The sequence below is a fragment of the Minwuia sp. genome (assembly GCF_048263705.1).
GTDB lineage: Bacteria > Pseudomonadota > Alphaproteobacteria > Minwuiales > Minwuiaceae > Minwuia.
In genome coordinates, this window is record NZ_JBLXDV010000006.1 from 206,854 (window position 1) to 228,509 (window position 21,656).

Genomic DNA, 21,656 nt, shown 5'->3' on the forward strand with positions numbered 1-21,656 from the left:
GCGCGGCGATGAACCCTTCCTGATCAGAAGATGAAGTCGTCCTCGACCAGCGTGTCTGACGCAACGTTGTAGAGCAGCAGGCTGTCGCCGCTGCCCATGTCGATGAAGGCGTGGGGACCGCTGGCCTGAAGGTTCAGGTCGTCAAAGGTCGCGTCCAGATCAAACGCGCTGAGGTCGATCCGGTCCTCGCCGGTCGTGAAGTCGCGGATGATGTCCGCGCCGTCGCCCGGATTGAAGGCGAACAGATCGCTGCCAGCACCGCCGGTCAGCTTGTCATGGCGGCCCGTGCCGCCATTCAGCGTGTCATCGTCGGCCCCGCCATAGACCAGATCCGTGCCGGCGCCACCCGACAGCAGATCGTTGCCGTCCCCGCCATAGAGCCGATCATCACCGCCCAGCCCATCGAGCGTGTCCGCTCCGGCAAGCCCGCTCACGTTATCCGCTCCGTTCGACAGTTCGTCCGGATCGGCTCCCGAAAGCGCGTCATCGCCCGCCGTCCCGATGATCGGTTCCGGCGGTTCCGAAGACAGCAGCCCGAGGAAATTGTCAGCGCCGATCTGCCCGACGTTCAGTTGCGTCAGGCGCAGGGTGCCTTCATCGAAGGTGATCAGGATGTCGCCATCCGTGTCGGTGATCGCGAGATCCTCGAAACGCGCATCGAGATCGAGCGCCGTGAGATCGATCCTGTCGCCGAGCGGATCGAAGGCCTCGATGACATCATCGCCGAAGTCTTCGCCCAGCTTGACGGTAAAGCCCCGTTCGAAGCCGATGATCGTGTCGTCGCCCCGTCCGCCATCGATGGTGTCGCCGCTGCCGGGGGTTTCAAATCGGTCATTGCCATCGCCGCCAAAGGCTGTGTCGATGCCGCTGCGCAGGTGCAGCGTGTCGTCGCCCGCACCGGCATCGAAGAATGCGCCGCCGCCCTCGTCGAACAGCACGTCATTGCCGTCGCCACCGAACATCTCGTCGTCGCTGCCGCCGGCGACGAGCAGGGTGTCGTTGCCCGCCCCGCCGATCAGCGTGGTATTGCCCGAACCGAAGCCGGTTATGTCGCGAAGGATCAGGTCGTCCCCGTCGTCGCCCGCCGCCAGAACGTTTCGCCCGTCGCCGGACATGTCGATCCGGATCTCATCGTCACCCGCGCCGCCGAACAGGCTGTCATCGCCGAAGAGGGAGCGGATCGTATCGTTGCCGGCCAGGGCAAAGATGAACTCGTCGCCCGCCGTGTCGGTCAGCAGATCGTCGCCGTCCGTCGCCGTCGAGCCCGGGTCTTCCACCAGGCCGAGGAAATCGTCGGCAGAAAGGTCATCCGGATCGATTCCCGACAGGGTCAGCCGGTTTCCGTCACCGAGATCGATACGGGCGCTGCTCCCGACCCGGGCGATCTCGAGTTCGTTGAAACGACTGTCGAGGTCCAGTGCCGTCAGATCGATGACATCCTCACCGCTGGTGAAATCAAAGATGATATCGTCGCCGCTGTCGGCACCAAACACAAAGCGGTCGGCACCGGCCCCACCGTAGAGACTGTCGTCATCCGCGCCGCCGTCCAGAATATCGTCGCCCGACTGACCGCTGATCGTGTCCTGACCGGCACCGCCGGACAGTGTATCCGATGTGCCCAGGCCAAAGTCGCGACTGCTCTCGCCCATGACGAGATCGTTGCCGGCCCCGCCATCGATCAGATCGCCGCCGGAGTTGCTGCCCACGACCACATCGTCCCCGGCCCCCATCGAAATGGAGAGATCGCCGCCGAAATTATGGGCCCTGAAAGTTTCCGCGAAATCGGAACCCCGGAACTCGATCGCTTCGATACTGGCCGTCGAGACGCGGTCGCCACCGCTGCCGGTCTGGTCCGGTCCCGTCGCAACGATATCGTTGTTGCGCGTGATCACGATCTGGTCGCCGCCCTGCCCCGGCTGCCTGACCAGCAGAAGGGTATCGCGGCCCGCACCGCCGTTGATCGTGTCGTCGCCCGTGCCGACATCGACGCCGAACAGGTCGTCGCCGTCCCGTCCCTCCATGATGTCGTCGCCACCGGCACCCGCGATCACATTGTCCGCGTTGTCGCCCTGCAGGGTATCATCGAAGTCGCCGCCTTCCAGACGCTCGATACCGACCAGCGTGTCGCTGCCCGCGCCGGCCGCCGTTCCGGCAGCCAGATCGGCATGAATGCCGCCCTGGGCATCGAAGAAGTCGGCGACATCGAAGTCACCTTCCCCGCCATCCAGCAGGTCGTTGCCGTCACCGCCGCGCAGGCGGTCCGTGCCGATGCCGCCGAACAGGCTGTCGTCGCCTGCACCGCCGGTCAGCGTATCCGCGCCCTTGCCGCCGCTCAGGCTGTCATCGCCGCCCCTGCCGTCAACCGCGTCCGGCCCGCCGCGTGCGTCGATCGTGTCATCGCCGTCCGTTCCGGCGATCACGTCCGCCGCCTCCGTGCCGATGATCGGCTCGGGGTCCGGCGGCGGCGTTCCGTCCGAAATGATCAGCCGGACGTTGTCGAGACCGGTGCCACAATTGTCGGGATGGCCGACTTCATGGAACTCAAGCCGGTTCGAACCGTCGCCACTGCCGGCGACGACATTGAGAACCTGCGTCTCGGGTGAAAGCGGCGGATCGTCGAAACGGGCGACCCGTTCACCGTTCCAGAAGACCTCCAGGATCGCGCTGTCCGGATTGCCGGCCGTATGCGATGTGTTGGCAGCCTTGTTCTGGATATCGAAACTGAGCTGCAGCGCCGTCCCCGCCGACAGACCGGCGACATCCTGCCCGATCGCCAGATTGACATCGCCGGGCAGCGTTTCACCCATATCCAGCACGAAATGACCGTCCGTGGCGGCGACACCGTTTCCGTCACCATGCAGATCGACCCCATCGCCCGATATCACGTCCCAGCCGAACAGGTCGGCGCTGCTGCGGAAACCGGCCGCACTCAGCACGCTGCCGTCGCTGTCCAGTTCGAAGCTGCCGTTGGCCAGCAGATTCTGGCCCGGGATGACCGGCACGTTCAGACCGATGAAATCGTCGGCGGACAGGTCATCAGGTGCGGTGTGATAGAGCAGCAGGCTGTCGCCGTTGCCGAAGTCGACATGGGTGTTACCGCCGATCGCCTGTATCTGCAGATCGGAAAAGGCGAGATCCAGCGCGAGATCCGAGACATCGATCCGGTCTTCGCCTGAGGTGAAGTCGCGGATGATGTCGTCGCCATTCCCCGCCCGGACAACGAACGTGTCAGCACCATCGCCGCCGGTCAGCTTGTCGTGCTGGCCCGCACCGCCATCCAGCGTGTCGTCCCCGTTGCCGCCGAAAATCAGATCACGACCGCCGCCGCCAGCGGCCAGATCGGCACCGTCGGCCCCGATCACCGTGCTCGACCCCGTCACATCGCCGGAGATCGAAAGCGTGTCGTCCCCGGCATCACCGGCGATCAGCAGTTCCCGTTCACTGGTTCCCGCGACCGAGATGGAATCGTTCCCGTTCCCGCCGAAGACGAGGTCATTGCCCGAATGGCTGACCAGCGTGTCATCGCCATCCAGCAGGAAGATCAGGTCGTCGCCCGGCTTGTCGGTCAGATCGTCGTCACCGTTCGTCGGGATCCGCTCAGGGGCCAGGCCGACGAAATCGGCGGCCGAAAGGGCGGTGGCATCGACACCGTCCAGTCGCAGGACATCGCCATTGCCAAAATCGATGATCGCATTGCCGGCGCTGTCCGAGATGTTCAGCGCTGAGAAATCCAGGGCAGGAGAGAAGGCGGTGACGTCGATCCTGTCCTGGCCGACGGTAAAGGAGATGACGCGATCCTGGTCCATCGCAGCTTCGGCCACGACCGTGTCCGCGCGGCTTCCCAGCCGGATCAGATCGTCGCCGGCACCGCCCCTGACGGTCGAATTCGCCCCGATCAACTGCAGATTATCGGCGCCCGCGCCGCCGTCCACGAGATTGTTGACGCCTGATTGCACGATCTCGTCGTCACCATCCCCGCCGTAATTGGTCGAGTTGGACGCACTTGACCGGATGAAGTCATTGCCACTCCCCGCGGAGACAATGTCTCCATCACCGGATGCGGTGATGTGGTCGTCACCCTCTCCAGCATCCACGAGGTCCGTTCCGGTGCCGGTGGTGATCGTATCGTTGCCTGCACCGCCGAAGAATGACTGGGAATCGCTCCCGCCACCTAGAATGTCGTCACCGTTGCCGCCGAACAGCTGATCGCCGTCACCCGACGATGCTATCAGCGTGTCATTGCCAGCCCCGCCGAGCAGAGTGTCGCGACCTGAGGAGGCGTTCAGAACATCATCGCCATCGCCGCCATCCAGACTGTCGTCGCCAGAAGACGTGCGAATCTGATCATCGCCCAGCCCACCGCTCACCGTATGGCCGCTGCCATTCCCGCCTGCATAGACGTCGTCCCCGACGCCGAGACTGATTTCCAGAATTGAGGGGCTGTTGCTGTTGATCGTGGTCGCACCCTCATTGCGGATTTCCAGCGTTTCGAGATCATCCAGGCTGATGACCTGGGTCCCGTTCAGAGTCAGACTGCTACCCAGGAACCGCACCTGCAACGCACCGCCGTCCTGATTGACGATCAGCAGACGGTCGTCGCCTTCGCCACCGATGACCGTATCGTCGCCGGTACCGACATCGATACCGAACAGATCATCGCCGCCGCGACCGTCCATGATGTCGTCACCCCCGGCACCCGCGATGACGTTGTCCCGTACATCGCCACGCAACGTGTCGTCGAAATCGCCGCCTTCCAGCCGCTCGATACCGACCAGCGTGTCGTTGCCTGCGCCGGTCGCTGTGCCCGCGGCCAGATCGGCGGAGATGCCTTGCTGCGCGTTGAAATAATCGGCGACATCGAAGGTGCCTTCACCGCCGTCCAGCAGGTCGTCACCCAGGTCGCCGCGCAGGCGGTCGGTACCGATCCCGCCGAACAGGCTGTCATCGCCCTTGCCGCCGCGCAGTTGATCCGCGCCCGCACCGCCGATGATGCTGTCGTCACCCTGCTGCCCGCCGATCGTGTCCGGGCCGGCCTGACCGTCGATCACGTCAGCACCGTCCGTGCCGAGAATATCGTCCGCGTCGTTGGTACCGGTGCTGACAGTCGGCTCATCCGGCGACTGTGCCAGCCCGATAAAGTGCGCTTCTGACAGGTCGGACAGATTGACATCCTGAAGCCGCAGGAAGGCCGATGTGTTGATCGAAGGCGCAAATCGCAGAATGCCGTTCTGCAGAAACGAGAAGTCGGGCGCGGTCAGTTCCGCAAATGTCAGAGTCAGGTCGAGGCGCGAAAGATCGATCCGGTCATTGCCGATATCGAAATCGACGATGCGGGTTTCGCGTCCATCGAGGATGAACAGATCGCGACCGTCGCCGCCGACAAGCGCTGCACCGCCATTGCCGGCAATCAACGTGTCATCGCCTGCGCCGCCGAACAGCGTGTCCTGCCTGATGAACGTCGAAGTCACCGCGACCAGCAGATCATTGCCGCCATCGCCATTCAGAATGACCGTGGACCCGCTTCCGCGAAGCGTATCGTCGCCATCGCCGCCAAATGCGCGGTCGCGAAAACTGTTTGTCGTAATATGATCGTCGCCCGCGAGGCCGGAAATCGTATCGCGGTCAGCTGTCCCGGTCAGAACGTCGTCGCCAGCGGTGCCGAAAATATCAGTCATTGTGTCCACCCTCCGACGGGAAAGTCGTGCAATGCCTGCGCCGTAGGTTAACAGCCGGGTAACTTTGCGCGCTTTCTACGACAGCACGACAAATCATTCCGATTTAATTTAATTAAATCAATAGTTTATAAGAATGGAACAGAATATTGACCTGGCAATAACTATGGGTCGGAATTGAGTGCCCGGTGATATGTAGTATTCAGAGAATACGATAACGGCAGAGACTGTCATGAATCAGAACAGCAGCCAGTCCGGCTGATGTGACATGCGTCACAATGGGACAGGCGCTCCCCGGTTCCGCCGGGCCTTCGGGACAGAAGCGGCATTTGCGGCTTTTCAGCCTTGCCGGGACCACTTATGAGATGCGCCATGTCCATCGAAACGGGATCGCCACGCCCCATGCCGCTCCGGCCGCTCGCCCTTGCCCTGCTGATCATCATTGCCGACCAGGTCTCCAAACTGATGCTGATCGACCTGATGGCCGACCGGTCCTGCCGTGAAATCGGCGGGCTGCCGCATCTGTGCGAACCCGTCGTTCTCACCTCATGGTTCAACCTGGTGATGGTCTGGAACACCGGCGTCAGCTTCGGGCTGTTCTCCAATGGCGGAGACAGTTCCAGATACATTCTCGGCGTCATCAATCTGGTCGTGGCCACGGGACTGACGATCTGGCTCTGGCGCACGCCGGAGACCCGGCTGCGTCTCGGCCTGGCTTTCGTCATCGGGGGCGCGGTCGGCAATGCCATCGACCGGTTCAACTACGGTGCCGTCGCCGATTTCTTCGATGTTTTCCTGTCCGGTGCCGCCGGAGAATGGGCGTTCCGGACGTTGGGCAGCAATCACTGGCCCGCGTTCAACATCGCCGACATGGCGATTTCGCTGGGTGTGATCATTCTCGTTTTCGATTCCTTGTTCGGCGGCGGCGAAAGTTCTAAAAGGGCGTCATGAAAAGTCTAAACCTGCGTTGTGTTTCACGTCTTGCAGCAGTCGCCGGGCTCGGGATTGTCCTGGTCGGCTGCGACTCGGCGCGCGATATTCTGGGACTGTCCAAGACGTCACCGGACGAAAGCCGCGTGACCGTCTTCTCGCCGCTGGTGGTCCCGCCCGATTTCAGCCTGCGTCCGCCTGGACCGGGCGGCGTGGATCGCGCGGGCGTGCCGCAGGTACCCAGACGCCCCCGTTCGGGTGCGGTGATCACGGCAGACGGTCGGGTTGTAGGCGGCATCACGGGCGAGGAGTCGATTCCGGAAGACGCGAGTCCCGGTGAGCTCGCCCTGCTGCGCCAGGCCGGCGCGCTGACGCCGCCGAAGGGGGTTCGCGGCCTGGCCGCCCAGCAGGAAACCGCCGTCACGCGGCTGAACAGCCTGCTGACCGAACTGATCCTGTTCAACAACAGCCCCGGCAAGCAGCGTGAACCCAGCCCGCAGGAGAAGACCCTGATCAAGCGGCAGGGACTGTTCTTCTAGACACGGTCCGGCACCGGTTTCCGACCGTCGTTCATCACGAAAGCGGCAATGACGGGTTGCAGTCGCCTTCCGGGACGTCCAGATGCACGTCTGTCATTTGTGTCTGTTGCGATGCACAGGGAGTTGCTGGTGCGCCTACTGATCACCGGAGTCATTTCACTCATCCTTCTCGGCAGTCTTTCCGCCCGCGCGGAAGCCGGTCTCTTCAATCCTGAAAGCTTCACGCTGGACAACGGCATGCAAGTCGTTGTGGTGCCCGATCACCGCGCGCCCGTCGTGGTTCACATGGTCTGGTACAAGGTCGGCGCGGCTGACGAGCCACCCGGCAAGTCAGGAATCGCGCATTTCCTGGAGCATCTGATGTTCAAGGGAACGGCGAAACTCGCACCCGGTGAGTTTTCCAAGACCGTCGCGGCCAACGGCGGCCGTGACAACGCCTTCACATCCCAGGACTACACCGGCTACTTCCAGAGCATTGCCCGCGACCGGCTGGAACTGGTCATGAGCATGGAGGCCGACCGCATGGTGAACCTGCAGTTCGGCGAGCAGGACATGATCACCGAACGCCAGGTCGTGCTGGAAGAGCGCCGCCAGCGCACCGATTCGACACCCCAGGGCCAGTTTTACGAACAGGTCGCCGCCGCGCTTTACCTCGCACATCCCTACGGCACCCCGATCATCGGCTGGGAAGATGAGATCATCCGGCTCGATCTGGAGGATGCGCTGGCCTTCTATCGGAAATTCTATGCGCCCAACAATGCCATCCTGGTGGTGGCGGGAGACATCACGGCGGCGGAACTGAAACCGCTCGCCGAGAAATACTATGGCGTCATCCCCGCCAACCCCGAGGTCATCCAGCGCGAGCTGCCGCATGAACCCCCGCATCGCGCGGCACGGCGTCTGACGCACAGCGACCCGCGTGTGGCCGAACCGAGCTGGCAGCGGATGTACATCGCCGACAGTGTCAACTGGGGCAATCCCGATCACACACTGGGCCTGCAGCTGCTTTCGGACATCCTGGGTGCCGGCAGCACCAGCCGCCTCTACAGCGAACTTGCGGTCAATCAGAACAAGGCACTGTCGATCGGTGCCTGGTATTCCGGCGTCAATCGCGGACCGGGCAACTTCGGGATCTACGCATCGCCCGCCCCCGGAGTCTCGCTGGAGGAACTCGAAGCCGCTATCGATGCCGAGATCGACCGTGTCCTGACCGACGGCGTCACCGCCGAGGAACTGGAACGCGCCCGCACGGGACTGCTGGCCGACGCCATCTACATGCGCGACAGCCTGAGCCAGGGTGCCCGGGTGTTCGGCAGCGCCCTGTCCGCCGGCGTGAGCATCGAGGAGGTGGAGAGCTGGCCGGACCGGGTCCGCGCCGCGACACTCGAAGATGTTAGACGAGCGGCTGAGGCTGTGTTCCGGCCGGAACGCTCGGTCACCGCAACACTTCTGCCCGAGGAGCGTTCATGATGATCCGCCTACCCGTTCTTCTCACCAGGGCGCTGGCGATCCTGATGATCGCGGGCGCCGTGCACCTCACCGCGCGCTCGGCACAGGCCGCCGATATTGTTGAGGTCACGTCCGACAGCGGGGTTGTCGCCTGGCTGAAGTCCGAGCCTTCCATTCCCATCATTGCCGTCAACGCGATGTGGAAAGGAGCCGGAGCGGTCGCGGAACCGGCCTCGAAGTCCGGACGGTCCAATCTGCTGGCCGCGCTGCTGGACGAAGGCGCTGGCGAGATGGATGCGCAGACCTTCCAGCGCAGACTGGATGACAGCGCCATCCGGTTGAATTTCGAGACCGGCCGCGACGATTTCACCATGACCTTGCAGACGCTGACGGCAAACGCAGACGAGGCGTTCGCGCTGGCCGGACTGGCGCTGTCCAAGCCGCGATTCGACACGGACGCGCTGGAGCGGATGCGCGCGCGCATCCTGAACGGCATTTCACGTGATACACAGAACCCCAACGCCATCGCCGGACGGGTCTTCTCGGAGATCGCTTTCGGTTCGGACCGCTACAGCCAGCAGGTCGACGGCACGATTGAAACGGTATCCAGCCTGACCCGCGCGGATGTTCAGGCGCACATGATAAAGACCTTCGGCAAGGACAACCTGATCATCGGGGTCGTCGGCGACATCACGCCGGAACAACTCAAACCGCTGCTCGACAAGACCTTCGGCGACCTGCCGGAGATCGGCGATGTCTCCGAGCTTGGCCCCGCAACGGTGCAGGCGGGCGGTGCGCAGCGCGTCATCGGCTATGACAGCCCGCAGACGGTGATCGTCTTCGGCACGCCCGGAATCCGGCGCAATGATCCGGACTTCGATACCGCGCGCGTCATGAACCACATTCTGGGCGGCGGCGGCTTCTCCAGCCTGCTGACCGAGGAGATCCGCGAAAAACGCGGCCTGACCTACGGCGTCTACAGTTACATGCGTCCGATGGCACGCGGCGGGATGTGGCTCGGCGGTCTGTCGACCAGCAACGAGAAGGCCGCGGAAGCACTCACCATTCTGAAGACCACGATCGCGACATTCCGCGATGAAGGCGTGTCGGAAGAACAGCTTCGGAAGGCGAAGGCCAACATCAACGGCGCATTCCCGCTGCGGTTCACGTCCAACAGCGCCATCGCAGGTCTGCTGGTTGCCATGCAGCGCTATGATCTGGGCAAGAATTACGTCTCGCGACGGCCCGAACGGATCAACGCCGTGACCGCCGAGGACGTCAAGCGAGTCGCCAGCCGCATCCTGAAGCTTGAGGACATGATCGTCGTCGGCGTCGGGCGGCCGGACGGCATCGCCGTGGACGAGGCCACGCAATAGCCACCGGGGCTGCCTTGCCGTTCAACGGCCGATTTGAGACTGTCACGGGCGGTCAGACTGGGATTCGCCGATCATCATGCCTCTGCAGCAATACATCGATGCCTGCCTGGAAGAAACCCTCGGCGAGAACGGGCTGAGCAGATCCCTGCTGGCGGATCTGCGGGGCCGGGCCCGGCCGTGCATCCAGATCCTGCGGGAGCGTCTGGCCGAGGGACAGGCACCGCAGTTCGGACTGGCATCCCGGCGCGATGACCTTCGCGGTCTCTCGCAGACGGCGCTCGAAATCCGGGACCGCTTCGCCCACACCATCGTGCTGGGCACCGGCGGATCGAGCCTGGGCGCGCAGGCGATCACCGCGCTGGCGTCGCGGGCCAGTCGGGATCGGCTGATCTTCGCCGACAATCTGGATGGACGGGACTTCGCGGATCTGCTGGACAGGCTGGAACCGCGGGAGACCCACCTGCTGGTGGTCTCCAAATCAGGCGGCACGACAGAGACCGTCGCACAGACACTCGCCGCCCTGCAGTGGTTGCGCCGTCAGGTCCGTCCCAGCCAGATCAGCCGGCACGTGCTGATGATCACCGAGCCCGGCACGAACGCCCTGCGCCATATCGCGGACCGGATCGGCTGCGGCGTGCTGGATCACGACCCGCTGATCGGTGGCCGCTTCTCGGCCTTTTCCAACGTCGGACTGCTGCCCGCCCTGATTGCCGGGTTGGATGCGCAGGCCCTGAGGACCGGCGGATCGCAGGCCTTCGAGGCGGCGATCGCCGAGCCGGAATCGGCGCCCCTGACCGGCGGCGCGATCACCGTCGGTCTGGCGGCGGAACGACGGCGTTCGATCCAGGTGATGCTGCCCTATGTCGGCGGGCTGGAACGGTTCGCCCACTGGCAGCGGCAACTGTGGGCTGAAAGCCTGGGCAAGGACGGGCGCGGTCTGACCCCGTATGCCGCGCTCGGCCCCGTGGACCAGCACAGCCAATTGCAACTCTGGCTCGACGGACCGCCGGACAAGATGTTCACGGTGATCACCGTCGCCGAGGCGTTCTCGGGTCCGGTCATCTCGACCGGCGGCCTGGATCATCCCGACATCAACTACCTGCATGACCGTTCCATCGGTATGATCGTCCAGACACAGGCGCGCGCGACCATCGAAACGCTGGTGGCGCGGCAACAGCCCGTACGCCTGATCCGGATACCAAGGCTGGACGAAAGGTCGATGGGAGGCCTGCTGATGCACTTCATGCTGGAGACACTGTTCGCCGCCTACCTGCTGGGACTGGATCCCTATGGCCAGCCCGCCGTCGAGACCGGCAAACGTCTGACCCGCCGCTATCTGGCGGGCAGCGAGGCTCAGCGATGAACATCCGGAAGCTGCCGGAGACGACCGTCAATCGCATCGCCGCCGGTGAGGTGATCGAGCGCCCGGCCAGCGCCGTCAAGGAACTGGTGGAGAACAGCATCGATGCCGGAGCCCGGCGCATCGACGTCGTCCTGCGCGAGGGCGGACGGACGCTCATCTCGGTCGATGACGACGGTCGCGGCATGACCGACGCGGATCTGGCGCTGTCCATCGAACGTCACGCCACATCGAAACTGCCCGATGACGATCTGCTGGCGATCTCGCAGCTCGGCTTCCGCGGTGAGGCGCTGCCCTCGATCGGGTCCGTCTCGCGCCTGTCCATCGAAAGCCGGGCAGACGGCGATGACACCGCCTGGGCCCTGCAGGTCGAGGGCGGACGCGCAGGCCCCGTTCAGCCTTCCTCGCGCGCGGCCGGCACCCGTGTCGAGGTCCGCGATCTGTTCTTCGCCACCCCTGCCCGCCTGAAATTCCTGAAGACCGACCGCGCGGAATTCGGAGCCGCCCTCGACCAGATCAAGCGCCTTGCCATGGCCCACCCCCAGATCGGTTTCAGCCTGAAGGATGGCGACCGTGTCGCCTTCAGCAGCCAGTCCGAACAGGGCGAACTGCTGGACCGCCGTGCCGCGCGGCTGTCCCGGATCATGGGCCGCGATTTCATCGAGAACGCGCTGCCGGTGGAGGCCGAACGCGAAGGCATCCGTCTGACCGGTTTCGCCGCGGTGCCGACCTACAATCGCGGCAACTCGGTGCAGCAGTACATGTTCGTCAACGGACGCCCGGTGCGCGACAAGCTGTTCACCGGAGCCGTCCGAGGTGCCTACCACGATTTCCTTTCCGGTGGCCGCCATCCGGTCGTCGCCCTGTTCCTGGAGATCGAACAGACAGAAGTCGACGTCAATGTCCATCCGGGCAAGGCCGAAGTCCGGTTCCGTCAGCCCGGTCTGGTCCGCGGCCTGATCGTCGGTGCACTGCGATCGGTGCTTCAGGCCGCCGGCCATCGTGCCTCCACCACCGTCGCCCAGGCCGCGCTCGGCGCGTTCCGCCCCGTTGAACGGCCCGCCCAGGGTTACCTTTCCAGCCACCCCTGGCAGGGCACGTCTGCACAACATGCGTCCGCCAGCGTCATGGAGGCCGCCGCGCGCTTCCAGGCCCCGACGGCGCCGGACGGCTTCGATCTGCCCTCGGCCCCTGCTGAACCTCAGGACGACATGCCCGAGGATGCACGCGACTATCCGCTGGGAGTCGCCCGGGCTCAGATGCACGAGACCTATATCGTCGCCCAGACCCGCGACGGTGTGGTGATCGTGGACCAGCATGCCGCCCACGAACGGCTGGTCTATGAACGCATGAAGGCCGAAATGGCCGCAAACGGCGTCGCCCGTCAGGGCCTGCTGCTGCCCGAGGTGGTTGAACTGGACGAGGTCTCTGCCGACCGCATCGAAAGCCGGGCCGACGAACTCGCCTCGATCGGCCTCGTGCTCGAACGGTTCGGAGCAGGTGCAGTTGTGGTGCGGGAGACTCCCGCGATGCTGGGCGCGTGCGACGTGACCGGCCTGATCCGAGATCTGGCCGATGAACTCGCCGAGATGGACAGCGCATCGGGTGTGGCCGACCGGCTGGACGACATCTGTTCCACCATGGCGTGTCATGGATCGGTCCGCGCCGGGCGGCGACTCACCGGCGTCGAGATGAACGCCCTGCTGCGCGAGATGGAGCGGACGCCGCACTCAGGCCAGTGCAACCACGGCCGCCCGACATATGTCGAACTCCGGCTCGCCGATATCGAACGCCTGTTCGGACGGCGTTGAAAAGTCGAAAAAAATACATCCATTGCGTGCAGAACAGATTTTCATCCAGTCTTTCGCCATCGGCGAAAATGCCCGGCACACCCGAGCGAAACAACCTATCCGAGCACCCCGCCCACCTAAATCCAAAGAAACCATCAGGTTCATAAATTGAGCTGAATTTTTAAAATCTCATCACAAGCCTTCACATTGCCCTCACGCAACCTCCTATTCATTTGAATTATCAGATACACAATTTCTTCTATATTTGAATGTTAACATGGAAAACACATGAAAAAATCACACCATGGACGTTGAAATGGCCAGGTAATTCATTTTTTACAGAAAATTAGAGAATTTAAAAAATACTTGCCCTGACAATAATTTTCTGTTGGCAAGGGGGCCGCGCTTATGGCCATCGTCGTCGGTACAATTGGTAATGACTCACTTTCAGGTTCCAGCCTAATCGACACAATCTCCGGCCTGGGCGGCGATGACACGATCACACCATTGGGCGGCGCTGATCTGATTGATGGCGGTTCCGGGGACGACCTGCTGGTCCTCGACAACGCCGGCGACACACTCACCGGCGTAATCATGACCGACGGTCTTGATCCCGTTCTGACACTCGCAGGCGTTGCAGTCGTCCTGTCGTCGGGCACAAAGACCATTTCGAACATCGAACGTGTGAACATACAGGGCTCACAAACCATCGACCACCTGGTTGGTGGCGATCTCAGCGACACGCTGATTGGAAACGGCGGCAACGACCGACTGATTGACGGTTCCGGCTCAGGTGACAGTCTCGACGGCGGTGCCGGCAACGATACCATCACCGGCGGGCTGGGAGATACAATTTCAGGTGGCAGCGACGATGACATTCTGATCGGCGATTTCTCCGCATCAGGCGAAGCGTTCGTGCTTTCTTCGGGCAGTTCCCTGACGCTGTCCGACGGCACCGACATCTCGGGTTTTGAAGGCGTCCAGATCCAGACCGGCAGCGGCAACGACAGCTTCAACTTCGACAACAATCTGGACGACAGTATTTCCGCGGGTGCCGGCGACGATACAATCCTTGCGGGAGGCGGCAATGACACGCTGGACGGCGGCAGTGGCACTGACACGCTGATCATGGATTTTTCGGGATTCGGCAGCGCGATCAGCATGCTCATTGATCTGCTCGTCGGAGAAACACTGGATGTGGTGACCGCGCTCATCACTCCGCTGGGGAACACCGTAATCAGCGGGTTCGAACAAGCTCAGATCAACGGAAGCGTATTTGGCGACACCTTGCGTGGCGGTACCGGATCGGACTCTCTGGTTGGCAATGCCGGAAACGACAGCCTGATGTCATTCGGTGGAGACGATACCGTGATCGGCGGGGCCGGCGACGACGTGATCTCCGGTCTGGGCGGCGAAGATGAGTTTTTCGGCGGATCGGGGAACGACAGGATCAATGCGGACGCACTCGATACTGCCGTGTTCGGCGGGACCGGCACCGATACCCTGAATGTTTGGGCGGGCGAAGCCGTCGACCTGGTTCTGAATGATTTCGAGATGATCATTGCCGCCGATCAGGATGATGCGATTGACGCCTCCGCAACCAACGCCAGCGTCACGATCTCGGGACGCGAAGGATCCGATACGCTGACCGGATCAGGCTTCAATGACCGGATTTCCGGCAACGCGGATTCGGACTCGCTGCAGGGTGGCAACGGCAACGACACGCTGATCGGCGGCAACGGCACAGACAGCATGTTCGGCGGCAACGGAAATGATCTTCTGATCGCCGATGCGGCCGACGTTTCGCTTCAGGGCGGCGCAGGCGTGGACCGCGTGATCATCTCCGGTACCGACGCGGCCAATTTCTCTTTCACGGATATCGAGATCGCTGCTGGCGGCGGAGGTGCCGACACGCTGTCCGGTTCGGGCAGCGCGACTGCGCTGCGTATTCTCGGCCTTGACGGCAACGACCAGATTACCGGCAGCGATCAAGACGACACCCTTTCGGGCGAAGTCGGAAACGACCTGATTGTCGGCGGCAACGGGGACGACAAGCTGATCGGTGGCGACGGTGCCGACACACTGCGGGGCCAGAATGGCGCCGATCTGCTGTTCGGCGAAGCAGGTGCTGATTCGCTCGACGGCGGCGAAGGCGCAGACCGGCTGCTCTATCGGGAAGGCGGCGACGACACGCTTGACGGCGGCGCAGGTACAGACACGGCGGACTTCCGCTTTCACGACGCGGCTGTATCGATCGATCTTCAGGCCGGATCCGGATCTTCGGCCGGGGCGACACTGACCTTTATCGGCATCGAGGATGCGATCGGCAGCGACAGCGCGGACGTGCTCGCAGGTGATGCAGGGGCCAATCGGCTCACAGGCGGCGCAGGCAGCGATACAATGGACGGCGGAGATGGAACCGATACGCTGACCGGTGGCAGTGGCAATGACAGTCTGACCGGCGGTGCCGGCGCTGACCGCCTCTTCGGAAATGCGGGCTCGGACAGCTTGGATGGTGGTGATGGGAACGATCGTGTGGTCATTGATGGTGGCGGCAACGACACCGTCTCAGGCGGCGAAGGCATCGATACGATCATCTTCAGCAGCAACACGCAGGCTGTGAATGTCAATCTGGCGACCGAGACAGGTCAGTCGGGGATCAACACGCTGACCATCAACGGGGTCGAGAACATCGTCGGTTCAAGCCTGGCGGATACGCTGGCCGGTGACAGCGGAACAAACGGCATCTCCGGGGGTGCCGGCGATGACACGATCAGCGCGGGTAACGGCAACGACCGTCTGGACGGCGGAGCCGGGGATGACGAAATGACAGGTGGTCTGGGGGGCGACCGATTCATCTTCCGCAGCAGCGATGGTGCAGACAGCAACGACCGGATTACCGATTTCAATGTTGTCACCGATCATTTCATGCTGATCGGACTGACGGTTGCCGACATGTCGGAACAGGATGTTAATTCGGATACCGTGTCCGACACGCGGGTCACGTTCGACAATGGTGCAACGGTCGATCTGCTGGGTGTCAGCGGCATCGTCGAGGCTGACCTCTTCTAGCCCGGTCGATACTGGCCGTCCGCGCGCATCTCCGCTAAACCCTTGGGAGGTGGCAGACACGGCTTGTACCCTGCCCGTTTCTGAAGGACACGCATTCGACCATGTACCCGCTGCTGCCGGATGGCATTCGATCGAACCGGACCGACAATCTGAACGGCCTGGACATGCACTGGCTTGAGGCGGGCGAGACGGATCGACCGGTCGTGCTTCTGCTGCACGGCTTTCCGGAACTGAGTTTTTCGTGGCGCAAGGTGATGTTGCCGCTGGCCGAGGCGGGCTATCGCGTGATCGCACCGGACCAGCGCGGGTACGGCTTCACCACCGGCTGGGACGGCGATTACGATGGCGACGTCGCCGCCTGCAGCATGTTCAACCTGACCACGGATATCGTCGGCCTGCTGTCCGTGCTGCAGATCGACCGGGTGGATGCCGTCGTCGGACATGATTTCGGCTCTGCCGTCGCCGGACACTGTGCTCTGATCCGGCCCGACATGTTCGCCTCTGTCGCCCTGATGAGCGCGCCGTTCGGCGGCCCGCCGGCCATGCGTCCCCAGCAGGCCGCCGGAAATATTCACGACGATCTCGCGAACCTTCCGCGGCCCCGCAAGCATTACCAGTGGTACTATTCAACGCGCGACGCCGCCGCTGACATGCTGAACGCCTCACAGGGGCTCCACGACTTCTTCCGCGCCTACTATCACGTCAAGAGCGCGGACTGGCCGGACAACCGGCCCTTTCGCCTGGCTGGCTGGACGGCGGAAGAACTGGCAAAGATGCCGACCTATTATGTGATGGACCTGGACCGAAACATGGCGGAAACGGTCGCGCCGGAGATGCCCGCGCCCGCCGAGATCGCGGCCTGCCACTGGCTGACCGAGCCGGAAATGGCCGTCTACGCGGACAGTTTCCGGCAATCGGGTTTCCAGTGCGCACTGAACTGGTACCGGTGCTCGACCGACAGCCGCCTGGGACCCGACATGCGAATCTATGCCGGACGAACCATCGGGATCCCGGCGACCTTCATTGCCGGCGCGCAGGACTGGGGCATTCAGCAGCGCCCCGGTGCACTGGAGCGGATGGCGGAGAAAGCCTTCTCGGACTGGCGCGGCACGCACCTGATCGAGGGTGCAGGCCACTGGGTGCAGCAGGAACAACCGGACGCCGTGATCGAGCAGCTGCAGGCCTTTCTGCAGCAGTCCCACTCCTGACTGAATCGCCGGCTCCCGGGCTTTCACCCCCGGTCTCTCCCGGGGCCTTTCGAATATCAGATACCCGCGGCTGTCGCTGAACCGTCGCTGCCCCCCGCACGGCGGCATGAGTGACGCTCTGTGCGGTCGGCCTTTTCACCCGGATGCCGGCATGCCTCAGACCAGCAGAAAGGCGACCAGAACGGCACCCACCAGCGCGCCGCCGAAACCTGCCAGTCCCGCGATCAGATAGGCGCGGTTGCGCTGCTCGGCAGCTTCGCGGCGCAGATCGGCCACCGCATTGACCTTGTCCAGCGCCAGCTCCGCACTGCCCAGCAGGCGCGGCACGCGCTCGAACAGGTCAGCGGCAGTCATCAGCGTGTCCACGATCCGGGCCTCGACGCCCATGTTGTCGATCGCCCATTCCTCCACCACCGGCTGCGCGGCGGACCAGAAATTGATATCCGGATCCAGATCGCGCGCCACGCCTTCGACCGTAACCATGGTCTTCTGCAGCAGCAGCAGTTCGGTCCGCGTTTCCATGTCGAAGGTCTTGGTGATCTGGAACAACTGCGCCAGCAACCGTCCGACCGAGATTTCGCTGACGGGCTTGCCCCGAATCGGCGCGCCGATGGAGCGGCAGGCCTGCGCAAACAGATCGACGGATTTGTGCGGCGGGACATAACCGGCCTCGAAATGGACTTCGGCGGCGCGGCGATAATCGCCGGCGATGAACGCGCCCAGCATCTCTGCCATGAAGATGCGTGTCGGGCGGTCCAGCCGGCCCATGATGCCGAAATCGACGGCCACGATGGTGCCGTCATCCTCGACGAACAGGTTGCCGTGATGCATGTCGGCGTGAAACAGGCCTTCGCGCATCGCCTGTTTCAGGAAGATGCGGATCACCCGGACCGCCAGTTCACTGCGGTCCAGCCCCGAGGCTTCCAGCGCCGCACGGTCGCCCATGGGAATACCGCGGACACGCTCCATCGTGAGGATGGTTTCTCCGGTGCGCTCCCAGTCGATCGTGGGCGCACGGAAGTCCTCGTCGGCGGCAAAGATCTCGCGGATCTCGTCGGCGGCAGCGGCCTCCAGCCGGAAATCCATCTCGATGGCGACACTTTCCTGAAGCGTCCGGATCACATCCACGGGCCTGAGACGGCGCAGCGACGGCTCGGCGCGCTCGGCCATCTCGGCCAGCCAGTAGAACAGCCCCAGATCGCGGGAGAATTTCTCGGCGATCCCGGGTCGGATCACCTTGACGGCGACCTCTCGCAGGTCGTCGCCATCCCGGACCGTCGCGAAATGAACCTGGGCGATGGAGGCCGCCGCCACCGGTTTCTCGTCGAAGTCCTCGAACAGGTCGGAAAGCGGATGCCCCAGTTCATGCTCGATGCTGGCCTTCGCTTCCGCAAAGGAGAAGGGCGGCAGCCGGTCGCGCAGGCGTCCCAGATCGGCGGCAATATCCTCGCCCAGCAGATCGGCGCGCACGGACAGGGCCTGCCCCAGCTTGATGAAGGAGGGCCCCAGTTCCTCGAAGGCGGAGGCCAGACGCTCGCCGGGGCGCAGATGCTGATATTTCCTGCGGCGAAGCCTGCCGGGCAGCCCGGCCAGCCGCAGAAACAGCGGCGGCGCGTCGAACTGCTGCAACGGGAACAGGGCGTCATGACGCGCCAGCGTCCAGCCGATGCCCACCAGCCGCGTCAGATAGCTGATCCTACGCAGCATCGTGCGCTCCGGTCATATGCGCCAGCCCCTGTGGATCGCGGCGATGCCCTGAGACAGCGCCTCGTGCGACACGCGCCGGAACCCGGCGTCGGAAATCATGCCGGCAAAGGTCTCCCGATCCGGAAACTGCCGGATGCTTTCGGCGAGATAGCGATAGCTGTCTTCATCCCCCGCAACCACCTTGCCGACACGCGGCAGCACCTGAAAGGAATAGAGGTCGTACGCAGGCTTCAGTGCCTCGCGCACGTTCGAGAACTCAAGACAGAAGAACCGTCCGCCCGGCCTCAGAACCCGTCGGATGTCCGCGAGCGCCTTCGGGATCCGGGTGACGTTGCGGATACCGAAGGCAATGGTTGCCGCGTCGAAGCTGCAGTCGGGAAACGGCAAGGTCTCGGCATCGCCCACCGTCCAGTCGATCCCCGTCATCACGCCCTTGTCGATCAGGCGGTCGCGGCCCGCCTCGACCATCGCCGGGTTGATGTCGCACAGCGTCACGGCAGCCCGGCCCCCGGTGCGCTTGAGAATGCGATGCGCGATATCTCCGGTGCCGCCCGCCAGATCGAGCACGCGTTCACCTGGGCGCGGCCGGAGTGCCGAGACGAAGCGGTCTTTCCAGAGGCGGTGAATGCCCGCGGACATCAGGTCGTTCATCAGGTCGTAGCGGCCTGCGACCGAACTGAACACCTCGCCCACGAGCGACGCCTTCTGATCGACCGGCACTTCGGTGAAGCCGAAGCTGGCACGTTCGTCCTGATCATCTGTCGGATTGTCATTCATGGTGCTTCGGACCATAGCGGAGCCCCCTACCCTGCGCTACATTGGGACCCATGCCGGAACTGCCAGAAGTCGAGACCGTTCGTCGCGGGCTGGAGCGGCGCCTGAAGGGGCGCGTCCTGTCCGACGTGGAGGTGCGTCGCCCCGATCTGCGCTTTCCCCTGCCCGAGCGGCTGGCGGAACGCCTGAAAGGGCGTCGCATCGACGATCTGCGCCGCCGCGCCAAATATCTGCTGTTCGACCTGGACGACGGCATGACCCTGATCGGTCATCTGGGCATGTCGGGCCGGATGAACATCCACGACGCCCGCCCCAACAGCGTCGCACCGCACGAACATGTGGTCTTCGTCGCTGATGACGGCACGACGGTCACCTTTCAGGATCATCGGCGGTTCGGCTATTTCGACCTGATCGAGACCGGGGCGCTGGACACGCACCGGTACTTCATCAACCTGGGTCCGGAACCGCTGGGCGAAGATTTCGATGGTGCGGAACTGACCCGGCGTCTGACCGCCAAGAAAACCCCCATCAAGGCTGCGCTGCTGGACCAGCATGTCGTCGCCGGACTGGGCAACATCTACGTCTGCGAGGCGCTGTTCAGGGCGGGCATATCGCCGAAGCGCAGTGCCTATTCGGTCGCGGGCGCGCGCGCCGAACGGCTGGTGCCGCACATCAAGGATGTCCTGAACGACGCCATCGCAGCAGGCGGTTCGACGCTGCGGGATTACGTTCAGGCGTCCGGCGAACTCGGCTATTTCCAGCACGATTTCCGGGCCTATGGGCGCGAAGGCGCGCCATGCCGGAAGACCGGCTGCACGGGCATCGTGAAACGCATCGTCCAGTCCGGCCGCTCGACCTTCTATTGCAGCACCTGCCAGCGCTGACGCACTGGCGCATGGCTGCAGATCGTCAGCAAATGGCTGGCAGCGGCAAGAATTTGAGTTACATATCGGCTCAGACACTGATGTGACATTGGGGAGAACACCTGTGGGTTACGAATGCATTCTGACAGACACGCGCGGCCCGGTCGGGCTGATCACGCTGAACCGGCCCGACGCGCTGAATGCGCTGAACAAGCAGCTGATGGATGAGTTGACCGAAGCGCTGGGCAAATACGAAGCCGACGACGCCATCGGCGCGATGGTGATCACCGGATCCAAGAAAGCCTTCGCGGCGGGCGCCGACATCAAGGAAATGCAGTCCAAGTCCTACATGGACGCCTACATGGAAGACTTCATCACCGCGAACTGGGAGACGACCTCGCGCACGCGCAAGCCGGTGATTGCCGCGGTTTCAGGCTATGCCCTGGGCGGCGGCTGCGAACTGGCCATGATGTGTGACTTCATCCTGGCGGGCGAAAGCGCCAAGTTCGGCCAGCCGGAGATCAATCTGGGCGTCATTCCCGGCGCGGGCGGCACCCAGCGCCTGACCCGCTTCGTCGGCAAGTCCAAGGCCATGGAGATGGTGCTGACCGCCCGCATGATGGACGCCGAAGAGGCCGAGCGCGCGGGACTGGTGAGCCGCATCGTCGCCGATGACGATCTGGTCGAGGAAGCCGTCAAGACAGCGACCAAGATCGCCGAACTGTCACGGCCCTCGGTGATGATGGCCAAGGAATCGGTGAACAAGGCCTACGAGACCATGCTGCGCGACGGCGTGATGTTCGAACGCCGCCTGTTCCATTCGCTGTTTTCGACCGAAGACCAGACCGAAGGCATGTCGGCCTTCGCCGAGAAGCGCAAACCGGCCTTCAAGAACCGCTGATCGTCGGTCCAGACG

Annotated in this window: 13 protein-coding genes; 10 read left to right on the forward strand and 3 right to left on the reverse strand. The window is 63.4% G+C overall.

The window, feature by feature from the left end:
• Positions 1-23: 23 nt before the first annotated feature.
• Positions 24-5,675 (reverse strand): hypothetical protein, encoded by a 5,652-nt coding sequence (locus ACN0X7_RS11000; protein WP_417517094.1) that lies wholly within the window; start codon positions 5,673-5,675, stop codon positions 24-26.
• A 369-nt stretch (positions 5,676-6,044) separates the two neighbouring features.
• On the opposite strand from ACN0X7_RS11000, the gene lspA reads away from it, so the two are divergent.
• The 8 genes from lspA (at position 6,045) to ACN0X7_RS11040 (ending at position 17,396) form a co-directional block, all read left to right on the forward strand.
• The gene (gene lspA, locus ACN0X7_RS11005) at positions 6,045-6,623 is read left to right on the forward strand and encodes a signal peptidase II (RefSeq protein WP_417517096.1); all 579 of its coding nucleotides are present in this window, start codon (positions 6,045-6,047) and stop codon (positions 6,621-6,623) included.
• Positions 6,620-7,141 carry a DUF3035 domain-containing protein gene (locus ACN0X7_RS11010; protein ID WP_417517098.1) on the forward strand — a complete coding sequence of 174 codons (522 nt, stop codon included), beginning with the start codon at positions 6,620-6,622 and terminating at the stop codon, positions 7,139-7,141. Before lspA ends, ACN0X7_RS11010 begins: the two co-directional genes overlap by 4 nt.
• Positions 7,142-7,270: 129 nt before the next feature.
• The gene (locus ACN0X7_RS11015) at positions 7,271-8,611 is read left to right on the forward strand and encodes a M16 family metallopeptidase (RefSeq protein WP_417517100.1); all 1,341 of its coding nucleotides are present in this window, start codon (positions 7,271-7,273) and stop codon (positions 8,609-8,611) included.
• Positions 8,608-9,966, forward strand: coding sequence for a M16 family metallopeptidase (locus ACN0X7_RS11020; RefSeq protein ID WP_417517102.1), 1,359 nt, complete (start codon positions 8,608-8,610; stop codon positions 9,964-9,966). The genes ACN0X7_RS11015 and ACN0X7_RS11020 overlap by 4 nt, the downstream gene beginning before the upstream one ends.
• A 76-nt stretch (positions 9,967-10,042) precedes the next feature.
• Complete coding sequence (locus ACN0X7_RS11025) at positions 10,043-11,329, forward strand: glucose-6-phosphate isomerase (protein WP_417517104.1); 1,287 nt, start codon at positions 10,043-10,045, stop codon at positions 11,327-11,329.
• A complete protein-coding gene (mutL, locus tag ACN0X7_RS11030; protein ID WP_417517106.1) occupies positions 11,326-13,137 on the forward strand; it encodes a DNA mismatch repair endonuclease MutL in 1,812 nt (603 codons plus the stop codon). Before ACN0X7_RS11025 ends, mutL begins: the two co-directional genes overlap by 4 nt.
• Positions 13,138-13,524: 387 nt before the next feature.
• Entirely contained in the window at positions 13,525-16,188 is a 2,664-nt protein-coding gene (locus ACN0X7_RS11035) for a beta strand repeat-containing protein (RefSeq protein ID WP_417517108.1), read from the forward strand.
• Positions 16,189-16,289: 101 nt separating this feature from the next.
• Positions 16,290-17,396 (forward strand): alpha/beta hydrolase, encoded by a 1,107-nt coding sequence (locus ACN0X7_RS11040; RefSeq protein WP_417517110.1) that lies wholly within the window; start codon positions 16,290-16,292, stop codon positions 17,394-17,396.
• A gap of 156 nt (positions 17,397-17,552) precedes the next feature.
• On the opposite strand, the gene ubiB is transcribed toward ACN0X7_RS11040, so the two are convergent.
• Both ubiB and ubiE read right to left on the reverse strand, forming a co-directional pair.
• On the reverse strand, positions 17,553-19,103 hold the full coding sequence (ubiB, locus tag ACN0X7_RS11045; RefSeq protein ID WP_417517112.1) for a 2-polyprenylphenol 6-hydroxylase: 1,551 nt from the start codon (positions 19,101-19,103) through the stop codon (positions 17,553-17,555).
• A gap of 12 nt (positions 19,104-19,115) precedes the next feature.
• Positions 19,116-19,895: a bifunctional demethylmenaquinone methyltransferase/2-methoxy-6-polyprenyl-1,4-benzoquinol methylase UbiE gene (gene ubiE, locus ACN0X7_RS11050; RefSeq protein ID WP_417517114.1), complete on the reverse strand. Its 780-nt coding sequence runs from the start codon at positions 19,893-19,895 to the stop codon at positions 19,116-19,118.
• 35 nt (positions 19,896-19,930) lie between these two features.
• On the opposite strand from ubiE, the gene mutM reads away from it, so the two are divergent.
• Together mutM and ACN0X7_RS11060 are read left to right on the forward strand one after the other, a co-directional pair.
• On the forward strand, positions 19,931-20,761 hold the full coding sequence (mutM, locus tag ACN0X7_RS11055; RefSeq protein WP_417517116.1) for a bifunctional DNA-formamidopyrimidine glycosylase/DNA-(apurinic or apyrimidinic site) lyase: 831 nt from the start codon (positions 19,931-19,933) through the stop codon (positions 20,759-20,761).
• 103 nt (positions 20,762-20,864) lie between these two features.
• Positions 20,865-21,641, forward strand: coding sequence for an enoyl-CoA hydratase (locus tag ACN0X7_RS11060; RefSeq protein WP_417517118.1), 777 nt, complete (start codon positions 20,865-20,867; stop codon positions 21,639-21,641).
• Positions 21,642-21,656 lie beyond the last annotated feature (15 nt).